Source organism: Bradyrhizobium sp. I71 (assembly GCF_022354745.1).
GTDB classification, from domain to species: Bacteria; Pseudomonadota; Alphaproteobacteria; order Rhizobiales; family Xanthobacteraceae; genus Bradyrhizobium; species Bradyrhizobium liaoningense.
In genome coordinates this window covers 1,935,040-1,951,914 of record NZ_CP059398.1, presented here as the reverse complement: position 1 = coordinate 1,951,914, position 16,875 = coordinate 1,935,040, and the positions used below count along the sequence as shown (strand labels likewise).

Genomic DNA, 16,875 nt, shown 5'->3' with positions numbered 1-16,875 from the left:
GCAGGCTCAGCCGCTCAGAGGCGTCGCGACCGCTTCCGTCCTCGGCGTGAACAGATAGCCGCCGGAGCGCACCGTCTTGATGAGGGTGGGGTCGGCCGGATTGGGCTCGATCTTGCGGCGGATGCGGCTGACCAGCACGTCGATGGAGCGCTCGAACGAGCCGGCGTTGCGTCCCTGCGTGAGATCGAGCAGGCTGTCGCGCGACAGCACGCGGCCCGGCCGCTCGCAGAACGTCCTGAGCAGATCGAACTCGGCGCTGGTCACCGCGACGCGCGCGCCCTCCGGATTGCGCAGTTCGCGCAGGCGCAGATCGATGCGCCAGCCTTCGAAGGCGAGCGTGCTCGCGCCTTCGACCGCGCTCGCTGCCTGCGCCGCGGCCTGGCGGCGCAGCACCGCGTTGATGCGGGCGAGCAGCTCGCGCGGGTTGAACGGCTTCGGCAGATAGTCGTCCGCGCCCATCTCGAGGCCGACGATGCGGTCGACGTCCTCGCCGCGCGCGGTCAGCATGATGATCGGCGTCTGCGATTCGGCGCGCACCTTGCGGCACAGGCTGAGACCGTCCTCGCCGGGCAGCATGACGTCGAGAATGATGAGGTCGACGCGATGGTCGGCCATCGCCCGCGACATCTCGCGGCCATCGCTCACGGCGGTGACGTTGCAGGCGTTGCTGCGCAGATATTTTGCAATCAACGCCCGGGTTTCGCGGTCGTCCTCGACGACCAGGATGTTGGGATTGGGGATGGCCATGCGATTTGTTTGACCAAGATTCGGGCCAAATGGCGAATATTTTTGTTTCGATTTGTTTCTGTTCGGCTGCCTGAAACGAGCGGCAATCGACGGATGGCGGAGCGGCAAGACTGCGTTAAGGCCGTTAACCATACCGTGGCGTGGTCGGCGACGAAACCCCGCAACAACCACGGAGCCATCATGACCTCGATTTCGGCGGCCTCCGCCGGCAGCTATCAATCGCCGCTCCAGCGGCTTCAGCAGGAATTGCAATCGCAAGTCTCCACCGGCACGATCTCGTCGTCGGACCAGTCCGCGCTCTCGACGGCGCTGACCGATATCGACACGGCGCTCCAGCAGAGCCGATCGAGCGAGCAGTCGAGCGGCGCGCCTCCCTCCAAGGAGGAGATGCAGTCGAAGATCGACGACCTCATCTCGAACGAAGTGTCGAACGGGACGCTGACCTCCGACCAGGCCGAGGAGCTGAAAAGCGTGTTTCAATCCGCCTTCGCGGGCGGCGCGGGTGGACCGGGTGGCGCAGGCGGCCCGCCGCCGGACGACGACTCCTCGGATTCGACGACGACGGACTCGACGAGCAGCAGCTCGACGGACCAGACCACGGCCGAGATCCTCCAGCAGTTCCTGCAGGCGCTGCAACAGTCGCAATCGTCGGCATCGTCCTACGGCGCCAACGGCAGCTCATCGAGCAGCTCGGATTTCTCCGCGCTCCTGATCGACTTCAAGAGCTGACCTGAGCGAGTTGAGGTCGGGCGCGGTCCTCGCCGCGGTCATGCGTTACCCAGGGCGCACGATTGTCGGCGGGGAACCGTGCATCGCAAAATGTTCCTGAGTGACGCAGGAACAATAGTTGTGGCTCCCGCTCGCGCATTGCGCGACGAAATTGCGGCGCGCAAGGAACTGCAAGTGATCAGCGCTGTTCTTCCCGCACGAGTTTTCAGTGAAGGAGAGGACAAACATGCTGACGAAATCGATCGCCGCCGGCCTTGCCGGCACCGCACTTCTTGCAACCGTCGCGTTCGCGCAATCGCCGACCGCCACCACCGACAAGGCGCCGACCGCGGCCGCCACCACGACATCCACGACCGCGACGGGCCAGTGGCGTACGTCCAAGATGGACGGCCTGAAGGTCTACAACGAAGCCAACGAGAACATCGGCACGATCAATGATCTGCTGATGGACAAGAGCGGCGCCATCAAGATCGCCGTGATCGGCGTCGGCGGCTTCCTCGGCGTGGGCGAGCATCTGGTCGCCGTGCCCTATGAGAAGCTGAAGTTCGTCAACGAGGCCGTCGCCTATACCGGCACGAGCGCCAAGCCGGGCGCGACCACGACCACCACCACCGGCGCTGCGACCGGCACCGACAGGCCCGCTGCGACCACGACGTCGTCGACGTCGAAATGGTATCCGGACCACGCCGTGTTCAACGCCAGCAAGGACGAGCTGAAGAACATGCCCGAGTTCAAGTACTCGGAGTAATGCGGCTCGCGTAACTGCCTGGACGAAGCGCGCCCGGTTCTCACTGGGCGCGCTGTCGAGTCTTTTCGCCATCGCGAGCAGCGCGCGACGAAATTGCGACGCCGCCGTTCAGGCCCCGCTGCCCTTGAGCCGCTCGTTGCGCCGGCGCAGGCCTTCCAGGGTGGCGAGGAGGATGATCGAGACCGTCGTCAGAATCACCGCCGCTGCCGTGATGGTCGGGCTGATGTTCTCGCGGATGCCGCTGAACATCTCGCGCGGCAGGGTGCGCTGCTCGGGGCCCGCCATGAACAGCACGATCACCACCTCGTCGAAGCTGGTCGCGAAGGCGAACAGCGCACCCGACGCCAGGCCCGGCAGGATCAGCGGCAGGATCACGCGGCGGAACGCCTGAAGCGGCGAGGCGCCCAGCGAGGCGGCGGCGCGTGCCAGATTGGTGTCGAAGCTTTGCAGCGTCGCACCGACCGTGATCACCACGAAGGGCGTCGCCAGCGCGGTGTGGGCCAGGATCAGGCCGAGATAACTGCCGGTCAGCCCGATTGGTGCGAAGAAGAAATACAGGCCGACCGCGGTGATGACCCCGGGCACGACCACCGGCGACAGCACGAAAGCCAGCACGAGCGGTTTGAACCGGCTCTTCCACTGCGCCAGCCCCAGCGCGGCCGTCGTGCCAAGGACCATGGACAGCGCCGTCGAGGCGACGCCGATGATCATGCTGTTCTTCAGCGAGTTCATCCAGCGCGGCGAACTGATGAAATCGTCGTACCAGCGCAAGGAGAGGCCTGGCAGCGGATAGGTGAGGTACGAGCCCGAGCTGAAGGACAATGGCATGATCGCCAGGATCGGCGCGATCAGGAAGACGAACACCAGCGTGGAGACGATGATCGTCGCGGTCCACGCGATGCGCTGGCTGGGTGTGCGGAGGGAGGGGCTATCGCTCAATTCTTCATGCCTCCCGTGACCTGCTGTCCCTGCACCAGCTTGCCGTAGACGAGGGCGAGCAGAACGGTGGCCAGCAGCAGCACCGCACCCAAAGCCGAAGCGAGGCCCCAATTGGCCGTCTCGGTCGTGTAGAGCGCGATGAAGTAGCTGATCATCTGGTCGGCGGCGCCGCCGACGAGCGCCGGCGTGATGTAGTAGCCGAGCGCCAGGATGAAGACGAGCAGGCTTCCCGCGCCGATGCCGGGCAGGGTCTGAGGCAGGTAGATGCGCAGGAAGGCCGTGGCCGGCGGCGCACCGAGCGAGGCCGCGGCACGCATGTAGGCAGGCGAGATCGCCTTCATGCTGCTGTACAGCGGCAGGATCATGAACGGCAACAGAACGTGGGTCATGGCCACGCAGACGCCGAAGCGGTTGTAGATCAGGCGCAACGGCTCGTCGACAATGCCGAGCCACAGCAGGCTGTCGTTCACGACTCCCTTGCTCTGCAACAGGACGATCCAGGCGCAGGTGCGGACCAGAAGGGACGTCCAGAACGGCAGCAGAACGAAGATCATCAGCAGGTTCGACCGGGCCGGCGGCAACGTCGCCAGGAGGTAAGCGACCGGGAAGCCGAGGATCAGGCAGAGTACGGTGACGCTGAGGCTGATGATGAAGGTGCGGGCAAACAGGCTGCGATAGATGGCCTGGTCCGGCGGGGCCGCGACGATCGCGCCGTCCACGTTCCGCGTCAGGTCGAGCGCCGCCAGCAGGTAGAAGCTGGTCAGTGGACCGCCGGCGTCCTTGATCGTCGTCCAGGTGGTGCGTTCGCGCCAGGCCGGGTTGATCCTGCCCAGCGTCTCCTTGGCCGTCCCTCGCTCCGGCTCCGCCTTCAGATTGCGGGCCGTGCCGGTCAGGATCGTGCGGAAGCCGTTCAGCGCGTAGTTCAGCCGCTTGGCTGCGATGGCGATGGTGCCGGAGGCGCGCGCCGCCAGGATGTCGCTTGCCAGCGCGGTGTAGGCGTTTTCGTCCGGCAGGTCCTTGCCGTCCCACGCGGCGAGCGCAGCCAGGGTGTTCGGCAGAACCTGACGGACCTCGCGGTCGTCGACCGCACGCCACAGCATGCCGGCGATGGGCCCGGCGAAGGTGAAGAGCAGGAAGACGAGAAGCGGTGCTACCAGCGCCAACGCCTTGACCTGGCGTGTCCGCTCGGCGCGCTTCAATCGGCGCTTGAGCGGCACCTCGGTCGACGTATCGGCGCCGGTCAAGAGTGCATCCGTCATGGCATGAGCCCTTTTGAACGGACATCACTCGCCAATTCGTGCAGGGCAATCGCATGCGGTCTCTTGGCGCGGCCTGAGCGAGCGCCTCGTCCTTCGAAACGACCGCTTCGCGGTCTTCTCAGGATGAGGCTCCACGGCATCGGTGTCTGTGAAGTCGTTGCCGCACACTCAACCCTTATCCTGAGGAGCCCGCCTAAGGCGGGCGTCTCGAAGGATGGCCGCAATGAAACTGCTTTCCATGTGCGCCGCACGCGGGTGCTGCCGCGTGCTATTTCGCCGCCCATTTGTTGAAACGCTCGGTCAGGCGGTCGATGTTCTCGAGCCAGAAGGCAACGTTGATCTCGACCGCGTTCTTGATGTTGTCAGGCGCGGTCGGCAGATCCTTCAGGACGGCGGCTGGGAGCCGTCCGGCCGCATCCTTGTTCGAAGTGCCATAAGCAATGTTCTCCGACAGTTTTGACTGGTTCTCCGCCTTGCCGACGAAGTCCAGGAACTTGTAGGCCGCGTCCTTGTTCGGGCTCCCCTTCAGGATGACCCAGCTGTCGAGGGTGAACAGCGCTCCGTCCCACACCATGCCGAAATTCTTCTTCTCGTTCTTGTTCGCGGTGTCGATGCGGCCATTGTAGACCGAGGTCATCGCCACCTCGCCGGAGGCGAGCAATTGCGGCGGCTGGGCACCGGCCTTCCACCACACGATGTCGCCCTTGATGGTGTCCAGCTTCTTGAAGGCGCGATCGATACCTTCGTCGGTCGCCAGCACCTTGTAGACGTCCTTCGGCGCGACGCCGTCGGCCATGAGGGCGATTTCGAGCGTGGTCTTCGGGCCCTGACGCAAGGCGCGCTTGCCCGGAATCTTCTTGGTGTCGAAGAAGTCGGCCCAGCCGCCGGGGGGCTGCTTCAGCTTGTCCTTGTCGTAGCCGAGAACGAAATCGTAGAGGATGGCGCCGACGCCGCAAGGGTTGACCGATGGCGGGATATAGGCGGCCTCGCCGCCGATCTTGGAATAATCCAGCTTCTCGAACAGGCCTTCCTCGCAGCCGACCGCCAGTTCGTCGCTCTCGACCTGGACGACGTCCCAGGTGGCGGCACCGCCCTGCACCTTGGCGCGCAACACGCCGACGCCGCCGTCCCAGGACTCGTCGTTCATGGGAATCCCGGATGCCTTCTTGAACGGCTCGAAATAGACCTTCTTCTGCGCATCCTGATACGCGCCGCCCCACGACACGACGGTGAGGTCGCGTGCTTGCGCAACCGTCGCCAGTGCAGCGCTGGCGCTCAGTGCCGCGACCAAGCCCAGAGCCGTCTTGCCATTCTTGCGCTTCAGCATGGTCTTTGTTCCTTCTTCATGTGAGTTGCATTGAGGTTGGTCGATGCAGATCCGTTCGCGTGGATCAGGCGGGATCGAGGGCCAGGCAGTCCTCCGGGCGGAACGTGACGAAGACGTCTTCGCCAGGCCTTAGGCTGCCATGTCTCAGGCTGCCATGTCTCAGGCTGTCATGCGCGCCCGGCTGAAGCTTGACCATGAACTCCCCGTTGCCGGCGACGTCGAGCACGGCCAGCGCGTGGTCGCCGAGATAGATGGTGTTCTGCACCCTTGCCGGCAGCCGGTTCGGTCCCTCGCCGGAGCCGTCGTCCAGGACAATGGCGACGCGCTCCGGCCGCACCGACAGGGAGGTCGATGCGCCCGCGCCTGCGACATTGATCGCCCGAGCGGTCACGGTGCCGCCAGCCGTCAGCGCGACGCGGCAATAGCCCTTGTCGACCGCTTCGACGGTGCCGGGGAGCACGTTGTTCTCGCCGATGAAGTGAGCGACGAAACTGTTCACCGGATGCTCATACAGCGCATCGGGCCTGTCGATCTGCTGCACGATGCCATCGTTGAACACGGCGATGCGGTCCGACATGGTGAGCGCTTCACTCTGATCGTGGGTGACGTAGACGATCGTGATGCCCGTGGTCTCGTGCAGTTGCTTGATCTCCAGCTGCATCTGCTCCCGCAGGCGCTTGTCGAGGGCGCCAAGGGGCTCGTCCATCAGCACGAGTTGCGGATTGAAGACCAGCGCGCGGGCCAGCGCCACGCGCTGCTGCTGGCCGCCGGAGAGCTGACCCGGCCGCCGGTGCGCCAGGCTTTCCATCTTGATCATGCGCAACGCTGCCCTCACGCGCTCCTGCACTTCCGCCTTGTTCGTCTTGCGAACGGACAGCGGGAAGGCGATGTTCTCCGCGATCGTCAGGTGCGGAAACAGGGCGTAATTCTGGAACACCATGCCGATGTCGCGCTTGTGCGGCGGCACGTTCTTGATCGGGCGGTCCGCGAGATAGATCTCGCCATGGGTCGGCACCTCGAAGCCGGCCAGCATCATCAGCGTCGTCGTCTTGCCCGAGCCCGACGGGCCGAGCAGGGTGATGAACTCGCCCTTCCTGATGTCGAGATCGAGGTTCTTCACCACGAGATGCTCGCCATCATAGGTCTTCTGAATGCCGGAAAAGCGTACCAGTGCCGGCGCAGGTGTGACCATGCCGGCTTCCATGTCGTCCTCGCGTTATCAGCTACGTTGCTGCCACGACCTCGTCCGATGTCGCGAGGAACAGCTTAGCATCCTCGGGCGAGAATGCCAGCGGCGGAAGCGGCGAAGGCGCGTGCGGGTCCGGAATGAAGGCGCGCTACATGCCCGACAGCTTCGTCACGAACACGTTCAGCGAGCCGCCGGCTTCCGCGACCACGCGGAGGGTCTTGGAATCGAAGGCGATGTCGGCGAGCGTCAGGCTGTCGATTTTGGCCTCGACCTTGAGGCCGTCCTCGCTCTTCTGGTAGTCGGCGATTGCGGCCGCGATCTTCTCGCGGGCGTTCGCAGCGATCGGCTTCAGATCGAGCGTTGCCCGCTGCAACAGCGCCTGCTGCAGCTGCGGCACCACCGCGCGCGCGGCAGCGCCCAGCAGGCCGAAGGCGGCCTCGGATTCCACCGCGAGCTCGATGTCGTCGAGCCGCAGCGTCTGCCGTGCCTGGTCGAGAATCGGCCGGCCCCAGATGTGCACGGTCGCCTCGGCGCCGAGCCCGAACCAGCTCTTCTTCTCCTTGGCGCGCACCAGAAGCGAGATCAGCAGCCGGTCGCCCGAAGGGGTCACGTTGGCGCTCTTGACGGTGACGTCGACCGGGCCGGAGCCGTCCTCGGGATAGGTGCGGCCGACCATCTGCGCTGCGATCAGCTTGTTGATCTCGGTGAAAGGTACGTCGATCGGCACGCCGATGCTCACACCGGTGCCGGTCGGCGGTACGATCGAGATCTTGTCGGGAAACGGACACTCCGGCTTGGTCGCCGTCGAGGTGACACGTGTCTCGGCCTCGAGGCCGAGCAGCAGCGTCACGGCCTGCGCATCGACGCGCGGCTGCGCCGCGATCGCGCGCACCGGCTTCATCTCGAGCCAGAGCGGCGGCAGCGCGGCCGAGGAGCCCGAGCCTTGCAGCGGAATCGAGCGGCACGCCTTGGCCCATTGCACCCTGGCGTTCTCCCGCAGCGAAGGATCGTTGCGGATGCGTTCGGCGACCGCGTTGATCTGCTCGCCGACCGTCTTGTCGATCAGCGGCTTCACCTGCGCCGGCACGTTGACCTTGGCGCCGGCGACCGCGAGATTGGTGTCGCCGAGATTGACCTGGGCGCCGAGATTGGGCTCCAGATGCCAGGCGGCCGCGAGCTTCGGGCGCGAGGTGACGACCACGTTGCCCTTGATCTCGGCGCTGGCGTTCAGGTTCTTGATGTTGACGGCGCCGATCCGTTTCGCCGCGTCACCGCCGAGCACGCTGCCGAGCGCGTCGCCGAGCGCGCCCGTGGCTTTCGACGACAGCGACCCCGTCACGTTCAGCCTGCCGCTGAGCGGCGTCGAGATCGTCAGCACGTCCTTGTCTCCGGCAGCCGCCATCGGGCCGCGCGCGGCGGACCAGCCGATATCGGCGTTCTCCAGGATTTGCGAGATCGGGTTGTCGGCCTTGCCGGCGAAATTGCGCGGCGCGGCCTTCTCGGCCTGCTCGCGGATCGCAGATATCGCGATGGCGACCGGCGCGATGACGATGGAGCTCTTCGACGCCGGCGGCAGCGGCGGCAGTTGTGCGACCGGCGGCGCCGAGTTCGTCGCGTGCGGCGACAGGAAGTCCATCGCCTTCAGGCTGATGAAGAACGACGCTGCGAGCACTGCCAAGCCGATCAGGATGGTCTTCAGATTCAACGTCGGTCGCATCAATCCCCCAAGCAGCCCCGGCGGGATTCTACAGGGCGGGCGAAGAGGGCGCTAGAGCGCACAGGTGGGGTGGAATTGGGGCGAACAGGTTAACGGCCGCGAACGCGCCGTTACTAGGCGTTCAAGCATTGCGGGGCTAAAGCGCGATGCGATCGGGATGAATCGTCATCGCGCCTTAGGCTGTCGTTAAAGCATGATCTTTTCGGAAAACCGCTGCGCACTTTTCCGGATCATGCTTTAGCCGCGCCGAGGACGGCGGATCGCCCTCACATTGCCGCGATTGCCGCCGCCGCAGAAGAAGCGGTCGCCGCCGTCGGATTCCAACCCCGACACCACCGTCCCGGCGGGCAGGTCGAGCTGCTCCAGCACCTTGCCCGTATCAGGGTCGATCCGTCGCACATCGCTCTCCTCGCCCTCCCAGGTGCCGTGCCAGAGCTCGCCGTCGACCCAGGTCACCCCGGTCACGAAGCGCTTGCTCTCGATGGTGCGGAGGACCTTTCCCGTTTCGGGATCGACTTGATGGATCTTGCGCTCGCGATATTGTCCGACCCAGAGCGAGCCCTCGGCCCAGGCAAGGCCGGAATCGCCGCCGCCGCCGGGCGCCGGAATGGTGCCGAGCACCTTGCCCGAGGCGGCATCAATTTTCTGGATGCGATCCTCGGCGATCTGGAACAGGTGCCGGCCGTCGAACGCCGTTCCCGCATGCGCGGCGACGTCGATGGAGCGCGCGATCTTGCCGCTGGCCGGATCGACGGCGTTCAACCTGTCGCCGGATGCGAACCAGACGTGCCTGCCGTCATAGGTGACGCCATGCACGGTCTCGACGCCTGGAAAGGGCCCATACTCGGTGACGATCTCGGCGGCCGAACGTTTCATGTGCTCGATCCCTGATGCTTGCGCGCATCCTACGTCTTCAGGAGCGGGGTGGGGAGTAACAAGCCTGTCGGGAAACCCGGAACGGGCGGCGTCATCCAGCGGCGCGCCCGTCCGTGTCCGAAGCACTGCACCTTGTGCGACCGCGCCAGCTCGTCGAGCGCCCGCTGCACTGTGCGCGGACTGATCCCAAGCGCAACTGCGAGCGCCGAGCTCGACCATGGCTCGCCGTCGGCGAGAAAGGCCAGCACGGCCGCGTGCTTCTCCTCGAGGGGCCGAGCCAGCACGAGGACGTCGCGCGTCTTCCGCGGCGTCAGCACGAAGCCCGGCTTCGTCGCGCTGATCTCGGCCAGTGGCTTCAGCTTGGTGCGGAGCCGTCCGATCTCGACGCGCAATCGCGCGCGGTGCGACTCATCGGCGTGCCTTGCGTGAAAGGCGCCTGATATCAACGCCTCCCGCGAGACATCCGCGGGCCATGCCTGCGCCAGCAGGCGAGCGAGCGCGAACAGCACCGGTCGCGTTCCGAGCGGCACGACGACGCCTTGCCTGCGCACGACATGATGGAAGGTGTCCACGACGAGCGCCGTCGAGGTCGCCAGCCTTTCGACCTCTCCGAGCAACAGCGGGTGTTCGCTGCCGCGCGCGATCAGGCGCGCTGCCGGCGTGTCGAGCATGAGGCTCGCGCTGTCGACCTCCGCCAGGAGCGCCGGGATTTCGGCCAGCCGCGCTGCGTGAGCCGCGCGGCTGAGTGCCGTGCGCGCCTCTTTCGTTCTGAGCCGCCTGATCGCGATGCCGGCGACCACGAGTTCGCGGACGACCTGGGACGCGGGCGGGAGCGGCGCAGGACGGACGTCGGCCAGCGTGCGCTCGGCCTCGTCGAGGCGCCCGACCAGTAGGAAACGGCGCGCCTCGATATGGCCCGCATGGGCGGCATTGGCGAGATCGCCATGGTTTTCCAGCGTCGCGCGTGCCGCTGCGAGGGTCTTCACCGGCCAGCTCAGATCGCGCGAGACCAGCGCAATCTCGGCTTCGGCCACCACGCATCTTGCGCGTGCCACCGCCTCGCGCGGACCGAAGCGGCGCGCGGCGCTTCGCAGCAGCGTCTTGGCCTTGGCGAGATCGCCGAGCTGCGCCATCGCGATGCCGCGCAGCGCGAGCGACGGCGCATCGTTGCGCAACGCAACGCGGTTCAGCGCGCCGAGCGGATCGCCGGCTTCGAGCGCGCGCGCCGCGGCGGTGATCAGCGACTCCATGTCAATCCCGCCACACTTGTTACTCCCACCGCGCTGCTGTCCGGTGCCAGAAATCGCTGACGGCCGACGATGTGCGGCGAGGGACGATCGGTTCCGCGACCGTCAAGGTGCGGCGGAGCTTCGCCCAGGCAAGGGAATTGGAGGACCATGATGAATTCAGCAGACAACGCAGCGACGCACGGAAAGACCGCCATGCAGACACCGCCGGTGGTGTCGCCGCAGGACTGGGAGGCAGCCCGTCAGCAACTGCTCGTGAAGGAAAAGGCGCATACCCGTGCTCGCGATGCCCTGGCCGCCGAGCGGCGTCGCATGCCGTGGATGGCGGTGGACAAAACCTATGCGTTCGAGGGCCCCGGCGGCAAGCTCAGCCTGCGCGACCTGTTCCAGGGCCGGCGGCAGCTGATCGTCTACCGCGCGTTCTTCGAGCCCGGCGTGTTCGGCTGGCCCGATCATGCCTGCCGCGGCTGCTCCATGGTGGCGGACCAGGTCGCCCATGTCGCGCACCTCAACGCCCGCGACACCACGCTCGTCTTCGCCTCGCGCGCGCCGCAGGCCGACATCGTCAGGCTGAAGCGGCGGATGGGCTGGACCATGCCGTGGGTCACCATCACCGACAGCTTCGATGCCGATTTCGGCGTCGGCGAATGGCATGGAACGAACGTGTTCTACCGCGACGGCAACCGCATCTTTCGCACCTATTTCGTCAAGAGCCGGGGCGACGAGCAGATGGGCGGCACCTGGAACTATCTCGACATCACGCCGCTCGGCCGCCAGGAGGTGTGGGAGGACTCGCCGGAGGGCTATCCGCAGACGCCGACCTACAAATGGTGGAACTGGCACGACAGCTACACCGAAGGCGCCGAGCCCGACAAAAAATGGGTCGAGATCTCGGACGCCGGCGAGAAGGCCTTTCGCGAGGAGGCCGCGGGGGAACGGAAATGACCGGTCCGGCCAGCGCGGCCCCCGGCGCCGGCCACGACGGCGCCGCGACCGCGGGTCACCTCGCCCGATGGCTCGCTCTGGCGGCCACGCCGACCTTCGCGATCATGGCGCTGCTGACCGCCGTGCTCGCCGGCGGTCCGGCGGACGCGCTCTGCTCCGCCGGACCAGGTTCCGCGCTGGGCGGAATGGTGCCGATGTATCTGTTGATGAGCGCGTTTCACGCATCGGCGTGGCTGCGGCAGATTGCGGGGCGAAGGCACGCCGCGCGTCAGTAGGTACGGATGACTCCGGCACAAACAAGCCCCGGTCTCGCCGGGGCCGCATCGTCACGAGCCTTGTCCGCCGAAGTGCAAGGCCATCAGGATCTCATCGTAGTATCGGCCGTCCTGCTTCAGCGCCTTCACCTCGCGACCGTATTCGACGAAGCCGGCGGCGGCGTAGAGGCGCAAGGCGGCCTCGTTCTCGCTGACGACTGCGAGTTGCAGCTGTTCGACGCGGGTCGCAGCGTGCGCCGCGATCGCGTCGACGAGCCTCCGGCCCGTACCGGATTTGCGCGCCTGCGGCCGCACATACATGCCCCAGAGCGCCGCCTTGTGCTCGGTCTTTGCGCCGTCCACACGGCGAAAGCCGGCAATGCCCACGAGTTCCTGGGCGCAGAAAGCGCCGAAGACGTCCGATGTCGTGAGGCGCTCCTCGAACCAAGCGAGCGGCTTTCCCTGCTCGCGCGCGAGCGTGCTGGAGTAGGCCTCCGGATGCGCGGCGAGCGCCTCCAGCCTGATCCCGCGGTAGAGCGAGGCGTCGGCAGGCGTCAGCAGTTTGATCATGGCCAGGACAGATGCGCCAGCGGCAGGGGCGCGTCGGCCTTGAGAGTCTGGATCGCGATGCTGCTGCGGACCTCTCGCACAATCGGCAGATTCAGCAGCTTGTCGACAAGGAAGCGCTGATAGTCCTCGAGCTCGGGCACGACGATTTCGAGCAGGTAATCGGCCTCTCCGGCGACGAGGTGGCAGGCAACGACCTCGGGCATGGCGACGACGGTCCTCTCGAAGCTCAGCGCCTGGTCGTTGGCGTGGCCGCTGATCTTGACGCCGAGAAAGGCCGAGAAGCCGAGCCCGAGACGGCCACGCCGCAAGGAGGCGCGATAGCCGTCGATATATCCCTCCTGCTCCAGTCGCCGCACGCGCCGCAGGCAAGGCGATGGCGACAAGCCGACCCGGTCCGCCAGCTCGATATTGCTCAGTCGTGCATTGGTCTGGAGTTCGGTGACGATGCGCCGGTCGATCGCATCCAGCTCGCATTTTGGCATGAACCGCATCCCATTGGATCAAGAAGGGCACGATGTTGCGCCCGAGCCGTCGAGATTAGCCTAGTTCGCAAGGACATGCCTCGGCTTTCCATGGGATGGAGTGCTCCGATCCTGCCAACAATGGAGTGAACCATGACCGAAGGCCCGACTCTCGCGCCCCTGCTGGAGGCTGTCGACCGTTACTTCACGCTGATGTACGACAATGACGTTTCGCAGTTCGACCGCGTTTTTGCGCCGACTGCGCAGCTCCATGGAATTCGCGACGCGGAATTGCGGATACTGCCGGTTCGCGACTACAGAACCCTGCTGGCGTCGACCCCTTCGCCAGAATCCAAGGATGCGCCGCGGCTTCAGGAGGTCTTGCTGATCGACGTGGTGTCGCCCGCGCAAGCGCTCGTGAAGGTTCGGGTTCGGATCGATGTACTCCAGTATGTCGACTATCTGGCGTACCACCGCATCAATGACAGCTGGTTGATCACGGCGAAATCGTTCCACGTCGAGCGACGGTATGAGCCAACGGGCACCTAGCGCCGTTCCTGTTGGCTTCCGGTCGATTGCAGATACGCAAACACCTTGCCCGCTTCCTCCGCCGAGACGCCGCCATAGGGCTGCATCTTGTGGCCGGAGACGACCTCGTCCGGCTTGACCATGAAGCGGGTGAGCTTGTCCTGGTCCCAGGCGAAGCCCGCTTCCTTCATCGACGAGGAGTAGTTGTAGTCCGGCAGCGAGCCGGCCTTGCGTCCGACGATCTTGTTGAGGTTGGGACCGAGTCGATTGTCGCCCTCCTTCATGGAGTGGCAGGTGCGGCAGGAGTTGTTGAAGGCCTGCTGGCCGGTATCGTCACTCGCTGGTTGCTGCGCGAGCGAGAAGGGCGCGGACAACAGCAGCGTCAGTGCCCCGGCGCCGATCCACGCTTTTGACGAAGGTTGCAGGCGGGGTTGCATTTGCGCCTCCATCGGGGATCGCGCCGCAGCAAGCGCGTCGGGATGTCGAGGGCAAACAAAGATGGCCCCGGCGGGTTCCGGGGCCGCTTGCGTCACAATGTCCGGTCGCTCAGCGCGTCGCCGTGCCGAGCTCGGCCCTGCGTTCGGTCATCGGCAGCACGATCACCTTGGTGCCGATATTGACGCGGGAATAGAGGTCGGTGACGTCCTCGTTGGTCAGGCGGATGCAGCCGGAGGAGACGCGCTTGCCGATGGTGTCCGGCGCATTGGTGCCGTGGATGCGGTAGATGGTGCCGCCGAGATACATGGCGCGGGCGCCCAGCGGATTGCCGGGACCGCCGGCCATATGACGGGGCAGATAGGGCTGGCGGGCGATCATCTCGGGCGGCGGGGTCCAGTCCGGCCATTCCGCCTTCCGGCTCACCGACTGAATGCCGGACCAGGTGAAGCCGTCGCGGCCGACGCCGATGCCGTAGCGCAACGCCTGGCCGTTGCCGAGCACGTAATAGAGATAGGTGTTGGGCGTATCGATGATGATGGTGCCCGGCGCCTCGCGCGTCGCGTAGGAAACGGTCTGGCGGCGGAAGCGGGCCGGCATCTCGACCGCGTCCTGATCTTCCGACGGCGCAGCCTGGTAAGGCGTTGCCTGATAGGGTTGATAGGGCTGGATCGGCTGCGGCGCGGCCATTGGCGGCAGCGGCTGGAAGAGAGGAAAAAGCTGCGCGGGCGCGGCGTTGGCTGCGCCTGTGAATGCGATTGCGGAGATCGCGGCTGCACCGAATGCAACGGCGCGCGAAAATGTCTTGAACGTATCCAGATTGAACATTGGTCGCCCCTGTTTGCTCGGTGTTTCTGCTCACCGCGGCACCATTTCGGTGCTCCGTTGCCTCAAGTCTTAACGGCGAAACGTTTCGGGACATTTGCGCGGAAAACCGAAAACGGTTTCGTCGCGGAAAGGATTGTTTCATGACAGTTTCGTGGCTCCGCGCGCCCGTTAACGAACAAAACAGCACGCCGACACTTCTGTGACGTCACACGCCTGAAATATCCTTCGTTGATGGTCGATGCCTGAGAATCATCAAACTCTCGGAATTTCCCCATGCGGGTATTAATCGCGACTGACGCCTGGCATCCGCAGGTCAACGGTGTGGTGCGGACGCTGACCTCGCTGGCGAACGCGGCCAAGGCCCTCGACGTCGAGATCGACTTCCTCACGCCGGACGGCTTTCCGTCCTGGCCGCTGCCGACCTATCCGGGGCTGCGCATCGCGCTGCCTGGCGCCAAGGAGATCGCGCGGCGGATCGAGCGGGCGGCGCCGGACGCGCTGCACATCGCGACCGAGGGCCCGATCGGCTGGGCGGCACGGGCCTATTGCCGCCGCAACCGGCTCGCCTTCACCACCTCCTACACGACGCGTTTTCCGGAATATGTCGCGGTGCGGACCGGTATCCCGGCCGCCGTCGGCTATGCCGTGCTGCGCCACTTCCACGATGCCGCCGCCATGACGATGGTGGCGACGCCCTCGCTGCGGCAGGAACTGTCCGAGCGCGGCTTCAAGCGGCTCGGCTTCTGGACGCGCGGCGTCGACACCGAACTGTTCCATCCCGATTCTCCGGCCAGGCTCGACCTGCCGCGGCCGATCTTCATGACCATGGGCCGCGTGGCGGTGGAGAAGAATCTCGAAGCGTTCCTCTCGCTCGACCTGCCCGGCACCAAGGTCATCGTCGGCGACGGCCCGCAGAAGGCGGCGCTCGAAAAGAAGTACCCGGACGCGGTCTTCCTCGGCGAGAAGAAGGGCGCGGATCTGACCGCGCATCTCGCCGCTGCCGACGTCTTCGTGTTTCCGAGCCTGACCGACACCTTCGGCGTGGTGCAACTCGAGGCGCTCGCCTGCGGCACGCCGGTTGCGGCGTTTCCGGTGACGGGGCCGAAGGACGTCATCGCCGATCACCCGATCGGCGCGATCGACCACGACCTGCGCACCGCGTGCCTGCGCGCGCTCACCATGTCGCGCGAGACCTGCCGCAATTTCGCGCTGGAGCGCTCCTGGGAGAACAGCGCGCGCCAGTTCGTCGGCAATCTCACCTCTCTTCAGCCCAGCCGCATGCTGCGTGCCTCGCCTCGCATGGCGCGGCGGCCGGTGCGCAGCTGATCGTCAATTCGAACCACAGCGAGAACCTCATCGATGGCTAAGATCATGAACCTTGACGGCACGCAGCAGCTCGACCTCACCCGTGGCACGGTCGAGCAGGCCTATGACCGCTGGGCGCCCGTCTACGACCTCGTGTTCGGCGGCGTGTTCGCCAAGGGGCGGCAGGCCGCGATCGCGGCCACCAACAAGATCGGCGGCCGCGTGCTCGAGGTCGGCGTCGGTACCGGCATCTCGCTGCCGCTCTATGGCCCCAACCTTCGCATCTTCGGCACCGACATTTCGGAAGCGATGCTAGACAAGGCGCGCCGCCGGGTGAAGGAGCAGAAGCTGAAGAACGTCGAGGGCCTCGCGGTGATGGACGCCGAGAAGCTCGAATTCCCCGACAATTCCTTCGACGTCGTGATGGCGCAATACGTCGTGACGGCCGTGCCGAACCCGGAGAAGGCGCTCGACGAATTCGCCCGCGTGCTGCGCCCGGGCGGCGAGCTGATCATCCTGACCCGCGTCAGCGCCGATGCCGGCATGCGCCGCTTCATCGAGCAGAGGCTCCAGCCGGTGGTGCGTCCGCTCGGCTTCCGCACCGCCGAGTTCGCCTGGTCGCGCTATGCGAAGTGGCTCTCCGGCGCGAACGGCATCGAGCTCGCCGAGCGCCGCCTGATCCCGCCGCTCGGTCACTTCTCGCTGGTGCGCTTCCGCAAGGTCGACGTCGCCAAGGCGGCTTGAGTTCTTGCTCCTCATGGTGAGGAGGCG

Annotated in this window: 19 protein-coding genes; 7 read left to right on the top strand and 12 right to left on the bottom strand. The window is 65.8% G+C overall.

Going from position 1 to position 16,875, the window contains the following annotated elements; translation table 11 throughout:
- Positions 1-6: 6 nt before the first annotated feature.
- The gene (locus FJV43_RS09710) at positions 7-747 is read right to left on the bottom strand and encodes a response regulator (RefSeq protein WP_061877526.1); all 741 of its coding nucleotides are present in this window, start codon (positions 745-747) and stop codon (positions 7-9) included.
- Between the two features lie 180 nt (positions 748-927).
- Here FJV43_RS09710 and FJV43_RS09705 point away from each other — a divergent pair, with 180 nt between their 5' ends.
- Positions 928-1,476 carry a hypothetical protein gene (locus tag FJV43_RS09705; protein WP_239626507.1) on the top strand — a complete coding sequence of 183 codons (549 nt, stop codon included), beginning with the start codon at positions 928-930 and terminating at the stop codon, positions 1,474-1,476.
- Between the two features lie 226 nt (positions 1,477-1,702).
- Positions 1,703-2,224: a PRC-barrel domain-containing protein gene (locus FJV43_RS09700; RefSeq protein WP_239626505.1), complete on the top strand. Its 522-nt coding sequence runs from the start codon at positions 1,703-1,705 to the stop codon at positions 2,222-2,224.
- A 108-nt stretch (positions 2,225-2,332) separates the two neighbouring features.
- Here the strand turns inward: FJV43_RS09700 and FJV43_RS09695 are convergent, their stop codons facing one another.
- The 7 genes from FJV43_RS09695 to FJV43_RS09665 all read right to left on the bottom strand — a co-directional run bounded on the left by FJV43_RS09695 (position 2,333) and on the right by FJV43_RS09665 (position 10,781).
- The gene (locus FJV43_RS09695) at positions 2,333-3,163 is read right to left on the bottom strand and encodes an ABC transporter permease (RefSeq protein ID WP_239626504.1); all 831 of its coding nucleotides are present in this window, start codon (positions 3,161-3,163) and stop codon (positions 2,333-2,335) included.
- Entirely contained in the window at positions 3,160-4,422 is a 1,263-nt protein-coding gene (locus tag FJV43_RS09690) for an ABC transporter permease (RefSeq protein ID WP_239626502.1), read from the bottom strand. Before FJV43_RS09690 ends, FJV43_RS09695 begins: the two co-directional genes overlap by 4 nt.
- 268 nt (positions 4,423-4,690) lie before the next feature.
- Entirely contained in the window at positions 4,691-5,749 is a 1,059-nt protein-coding gene (locus FJV43_RS09685) for an ABC transporter substrate-binding protein (RefSeq protein WP_239626500.1), read from the bottom strand.
- Positions 5,750-5,813: 64 nt separating this feature from the next.
- The gene (locus tag FJV43_RS09680; protein WP_239626499.1) at positions 5,814-6,953 is read right to left on the bottom strand and encodes an ABC transporter ATP-binding protein; all 1,140 of its coding nucleotides are present in this window, start codon (positions 6,951-6,953) and stop codon (positions 5,814-5,816) included.
- Positions 6,954-7,086: 133 nt separating this feature from the next.
- Positions 7,087-8,655 (bottom strand): DUF4403 family protein, encoded by a 1,569-nt coding sequence (locus FJV43_RS09675; RefSeq protein ID WP_239626497.1) that lies wholly within the window; start codon positions 8,653-8,655, stop codon positions 7,087-7,089.
- A gap of 237 nt (positions 8,656-8,892) precedes the next feature.
- Positions 8,893-9,531 carry a PQQ-binding-like beta-propeller repeat protein gene (locus FJV43_RS09670; RefSeq protein ID WP_239626495.1) on the bottom strand — a complete coding sequence of 213 codons (639 nt, stop codon included), beginning with the start codon at positions 9,529-9,531 and terminating at the stop codon, positions 8,893-8,895.
- A 29-nt stretch (positions 9,532-9,560) separates the two neighbouring features.
- Positions 9,561-10,781 carry a helix-turn-helix domain-containing protein gene (locus tag FJV43_RS09665; RefSeq protein WP_239626494.1) on the bottom strand — a complete coding sequence of 407 codons (1,221 nt, stop codon included), beginning with the start codon at positions 10,779-10,781 and terminating at the stop codon, positions 9,561-9,563.
- A gap of 147 nt (positions 10,782-10,928) precedes the next feature.
- Between FJV43_RS09665 and FJV43_RS09660 the strand changes: the two genes are divergently transcribed.
- Both FJV43_RS09660 and FJV43_RS09655 read left to right on the top strand, forming a co-directional pair.
- Positions 10,929-11,723 carry a DUF899 domain-containing protein gene (locus tag FJV43_RS09660; RefSeq protein ID WP_239626492.1) on the top strand — a complete coding sequence of 265 codons (795 nt, stop codon included), beginning with the start codon at positions 10,929-10,931 and terminating at the stop codon, positions 11,721-11,723.
- Positions 11,720-11,998, top strand: coding sequence for a hypothetical protein (locus tag FJV43_RS09655; RefSeq protein ID WP_239626490.1), 279 nt, complete (start codon positions 11,720-11,722; stop codon positions 11,996-11,998). The genes FJV43_RS09660 and FJV43_RS09655 overlap by 4 nt, the downstream gene beginning before the upstream one ends.
- A 51-nt stretch (positions 11,999-12,049) precedes the next feature.
- Here FJV43_RS09655 and FJV43_RS09650 read toward each other — a convergent pair whose 3' ends face one another.
- Both FJV43_RS09650 and FJV43_RS09645 read right to left on the bottom strand, forming a co-directional pair.
- A complete protein-coding gene (locus FJV43_RS09650) occupies positions 12,050-12,547 on the bottom strand; it encodes a GNAT family N-acetyltransferase (RefSeq protein WP_239626489.1) in 498 nt (165 codons plus the stop codon).
- Entirely contained in the window at positions 12,544-13,029 is a 486-nt protein-coding gene (locus FJV43_RS09645; RefSeq protein WP_028178078.1) for an Lrp/AsnC family transcriptional regulator, read from the bottom strand. The genes FJV43_RS09650 and FJV43_RS09645 overlap by 4 nt, the downstream gene beginning before the upstream one ends.
- Before the next feature lie 132 nt (positions 13,030-13,161).
- Between FJV43_RS09645 and FJV43_RS09640 the strand changes: the two genes are divergently transcribed.
- Positions 13,162-13,557, top strand: a complete 396-nt coding sequence (locus FJV43_RS09640) for a nuclear transport factor 2 family protein (RefSeq protein ID WP_239626487.1) — start codon at positions 13,162-13,164, stop codon at positions 13,555-13,557.
- Here FJV43_RS09640 and FJV43_RS09635 read toward each other — a convergent pair.
- A complete protein-coding gene (locus FJV43_RS09635; protein WP_239626486.1) occupies positions 13,554-13,985 on the bottom strand; it encodes a c-type cytochrome in 432 nt (143 codons plus the stop codon). The two genes, FJV43_RS09640 and FJV43_RS09635, sit on opposite strands and share 4 nt — an antisense overlap.
- Positions 13,986-14,082: 97 nt before the next feature.
- On the bottom strand, positions 14,083-14,799 hold the full coding sequence (locus FJV43_RS09630; RefSeq protein WP_239626484.1) for a L,D-transpeptidase: 717 nt from the start codon (positions 14,797-14,799) through the stop codon (positions 14,083-14,085).
- Positions 14,800-15,072: 273 nt separating this feature from the next.
- On the opposite strand from FJV43_RS09630, the gene FJV43_RS09625 reads away from it, so the two are divergent.
- Together FJV43_RS09625 and FJV43_RS09620 are read left to right on the top strand one after the other, a co-directional pair.
- Positions 15,073-16,125 (top strand): glycosyltransferase family 1 protein, encoded by a 1,053-nt coding sequence (locus FJV43_RS09625; RefSeq protein ID WP_239626482.1) that lies wholly within the window; start codon positions 15,073-15,075, stop codon positions 16,123-16,125.
- 33 nt (positions 16,126-16,158) lie between these two features.
- Complete coding sequence (locus FJV43_RS09620) at positions 16,159-16,848, top strand: methyltransferase domain-containing protein (protein ID WP_239626481.1); 690 nt, start codon at positions 16,159-16,161, stop codon at positions 16,846-16,848.
- Positions 16,849-16,875 lie beyond the last annotated feature (27 nt).

Bases quoted from the DNA above. Each gene is read 5' to 3' on its own strand.
- FJV43_RS09710 (WP_061877526.1), bottom strand. From the start codon at position 747: ATGGCCATCCCCAATCCCAACATCCTGGTCGTCGAGGACGACCGCGAA.
- FJV43_RS09705 (WP_239626507.1), top strand. From the start codon at position 928: ATGACCTCGATTTCGGCGGCCTCCGCCGGCAGCTATCAATCGCCGCTC.
- FJV43_RS09700 (WP_239626505.1), top strand. From the start codon at position 1,703: ATGCTGACGAAATCGATCGCCGCCGGCCTTGCCGGCACCGCACTTCTT.
- FJV43_RS09690 (WP_239626502.1), bottom strand. From the start codon at position 4,422: ATGACGGATGCACTCTTGACCGGCGCCGATACGTCGACCGAGGTGCCG.
- FJV43_RS09685 (WP_239626500.1), bottom strand. From the start codon at position 5,749: ATGCTGAAGCGCAAGAATGGCAAGACGGCTCTGGGCTTGGTCGCGGCA.
- FJV43_RS09680 (WP_239626499.1), bottom strand. From the start codon at position 6,953: ATGGAAGCCGGCATGGTCACACCTGCGCCGGCACTGGTACGCTTTTCC.
- FJV43_RS09675 (WP_239626497.1), bottom strand. From the start codon at position 8,655: ATGCGACCGACGTTGAATCTGAAGACCATCCTGATCGGCTTGGCAGTG.
- FJV43_RS09670 (WP_239626495.1), bottom strand. From the start codon at position 9,531: ATGAAACGTTCGGCCGCCGAGATCGTCACCGAGTATGGGCCCTTTCCA.
- FJV43_RS09665 (WP_239626494.1), bottom strand. From the start codon at position 10,781: ATGGAGTCGCTGATCACCGCCGCGGCGCGCGCGCTCGAAGCCGGCGAT.
- FJV43_RS09660 (WP_239626492.1), top strand. From the start codon at position 10,929: ATGATGAATTCAGCAGACAACGCAGCGACGCACGGAAAGACCGCCATG.
- FJV43_RS09655 (WP_239626490.1), top strand. From the start codon at position 11,720: ATGACCGGTCCGGCCAGCGCGGCCCCCGGCGCCGGCCACGACGGCGCC.
- FJV43_RS09650 (WP_239626489.1), bottom strand. From the start codon at position 12,547: ATGATCAAACTGCTGACGCCTGCCGACGCCTCGCTCTACCGCGGGATC.
- FJV43_RS09645 (WP_028178078.1), bottom strand. From the start codon at position 13,029: ATGCCAAAATGCGAGCTGGATGCGATCGACCGGCGCATCGTCACCGAA.
- FJV43_RS09640 (WP_239626487.1), top strand. From the start codon at position 13,162: ATGACCGAAGGCCCGACTCTCGCGCCCCTGCTGGAGGCTGTCGACCGT.
- FJV43_RS09635 (WP_239626486.1), bottom strand. From the start codon at position 13,985: ATGGAGGCGCAAATGCAACCCCGCCTGCAACCTTCGTCAAAAGCGTGG.
- FJV43_RS09630 (WP_239626484.1), bottom strand. From the start codon at position 14,799: ATGTTCAATCTGGATACGTTCAAGACATTTTCGCGCGCCGTTGCATTC.
- FJV43_RS09625 (WP_239626482.1), top strand. From the start codon at position 15,073: ATGCGGGTATTAATCGCGACTGACGCCTGGCATCCGCAGGTCAACGGT.
- FJV43_RS09620 (WP_239626481.1), top strand. From the start codon at position 16,159: ATGGCTAAGATCATGAACCTTGACGGCACGCAGCAGCTCGACCTCACC.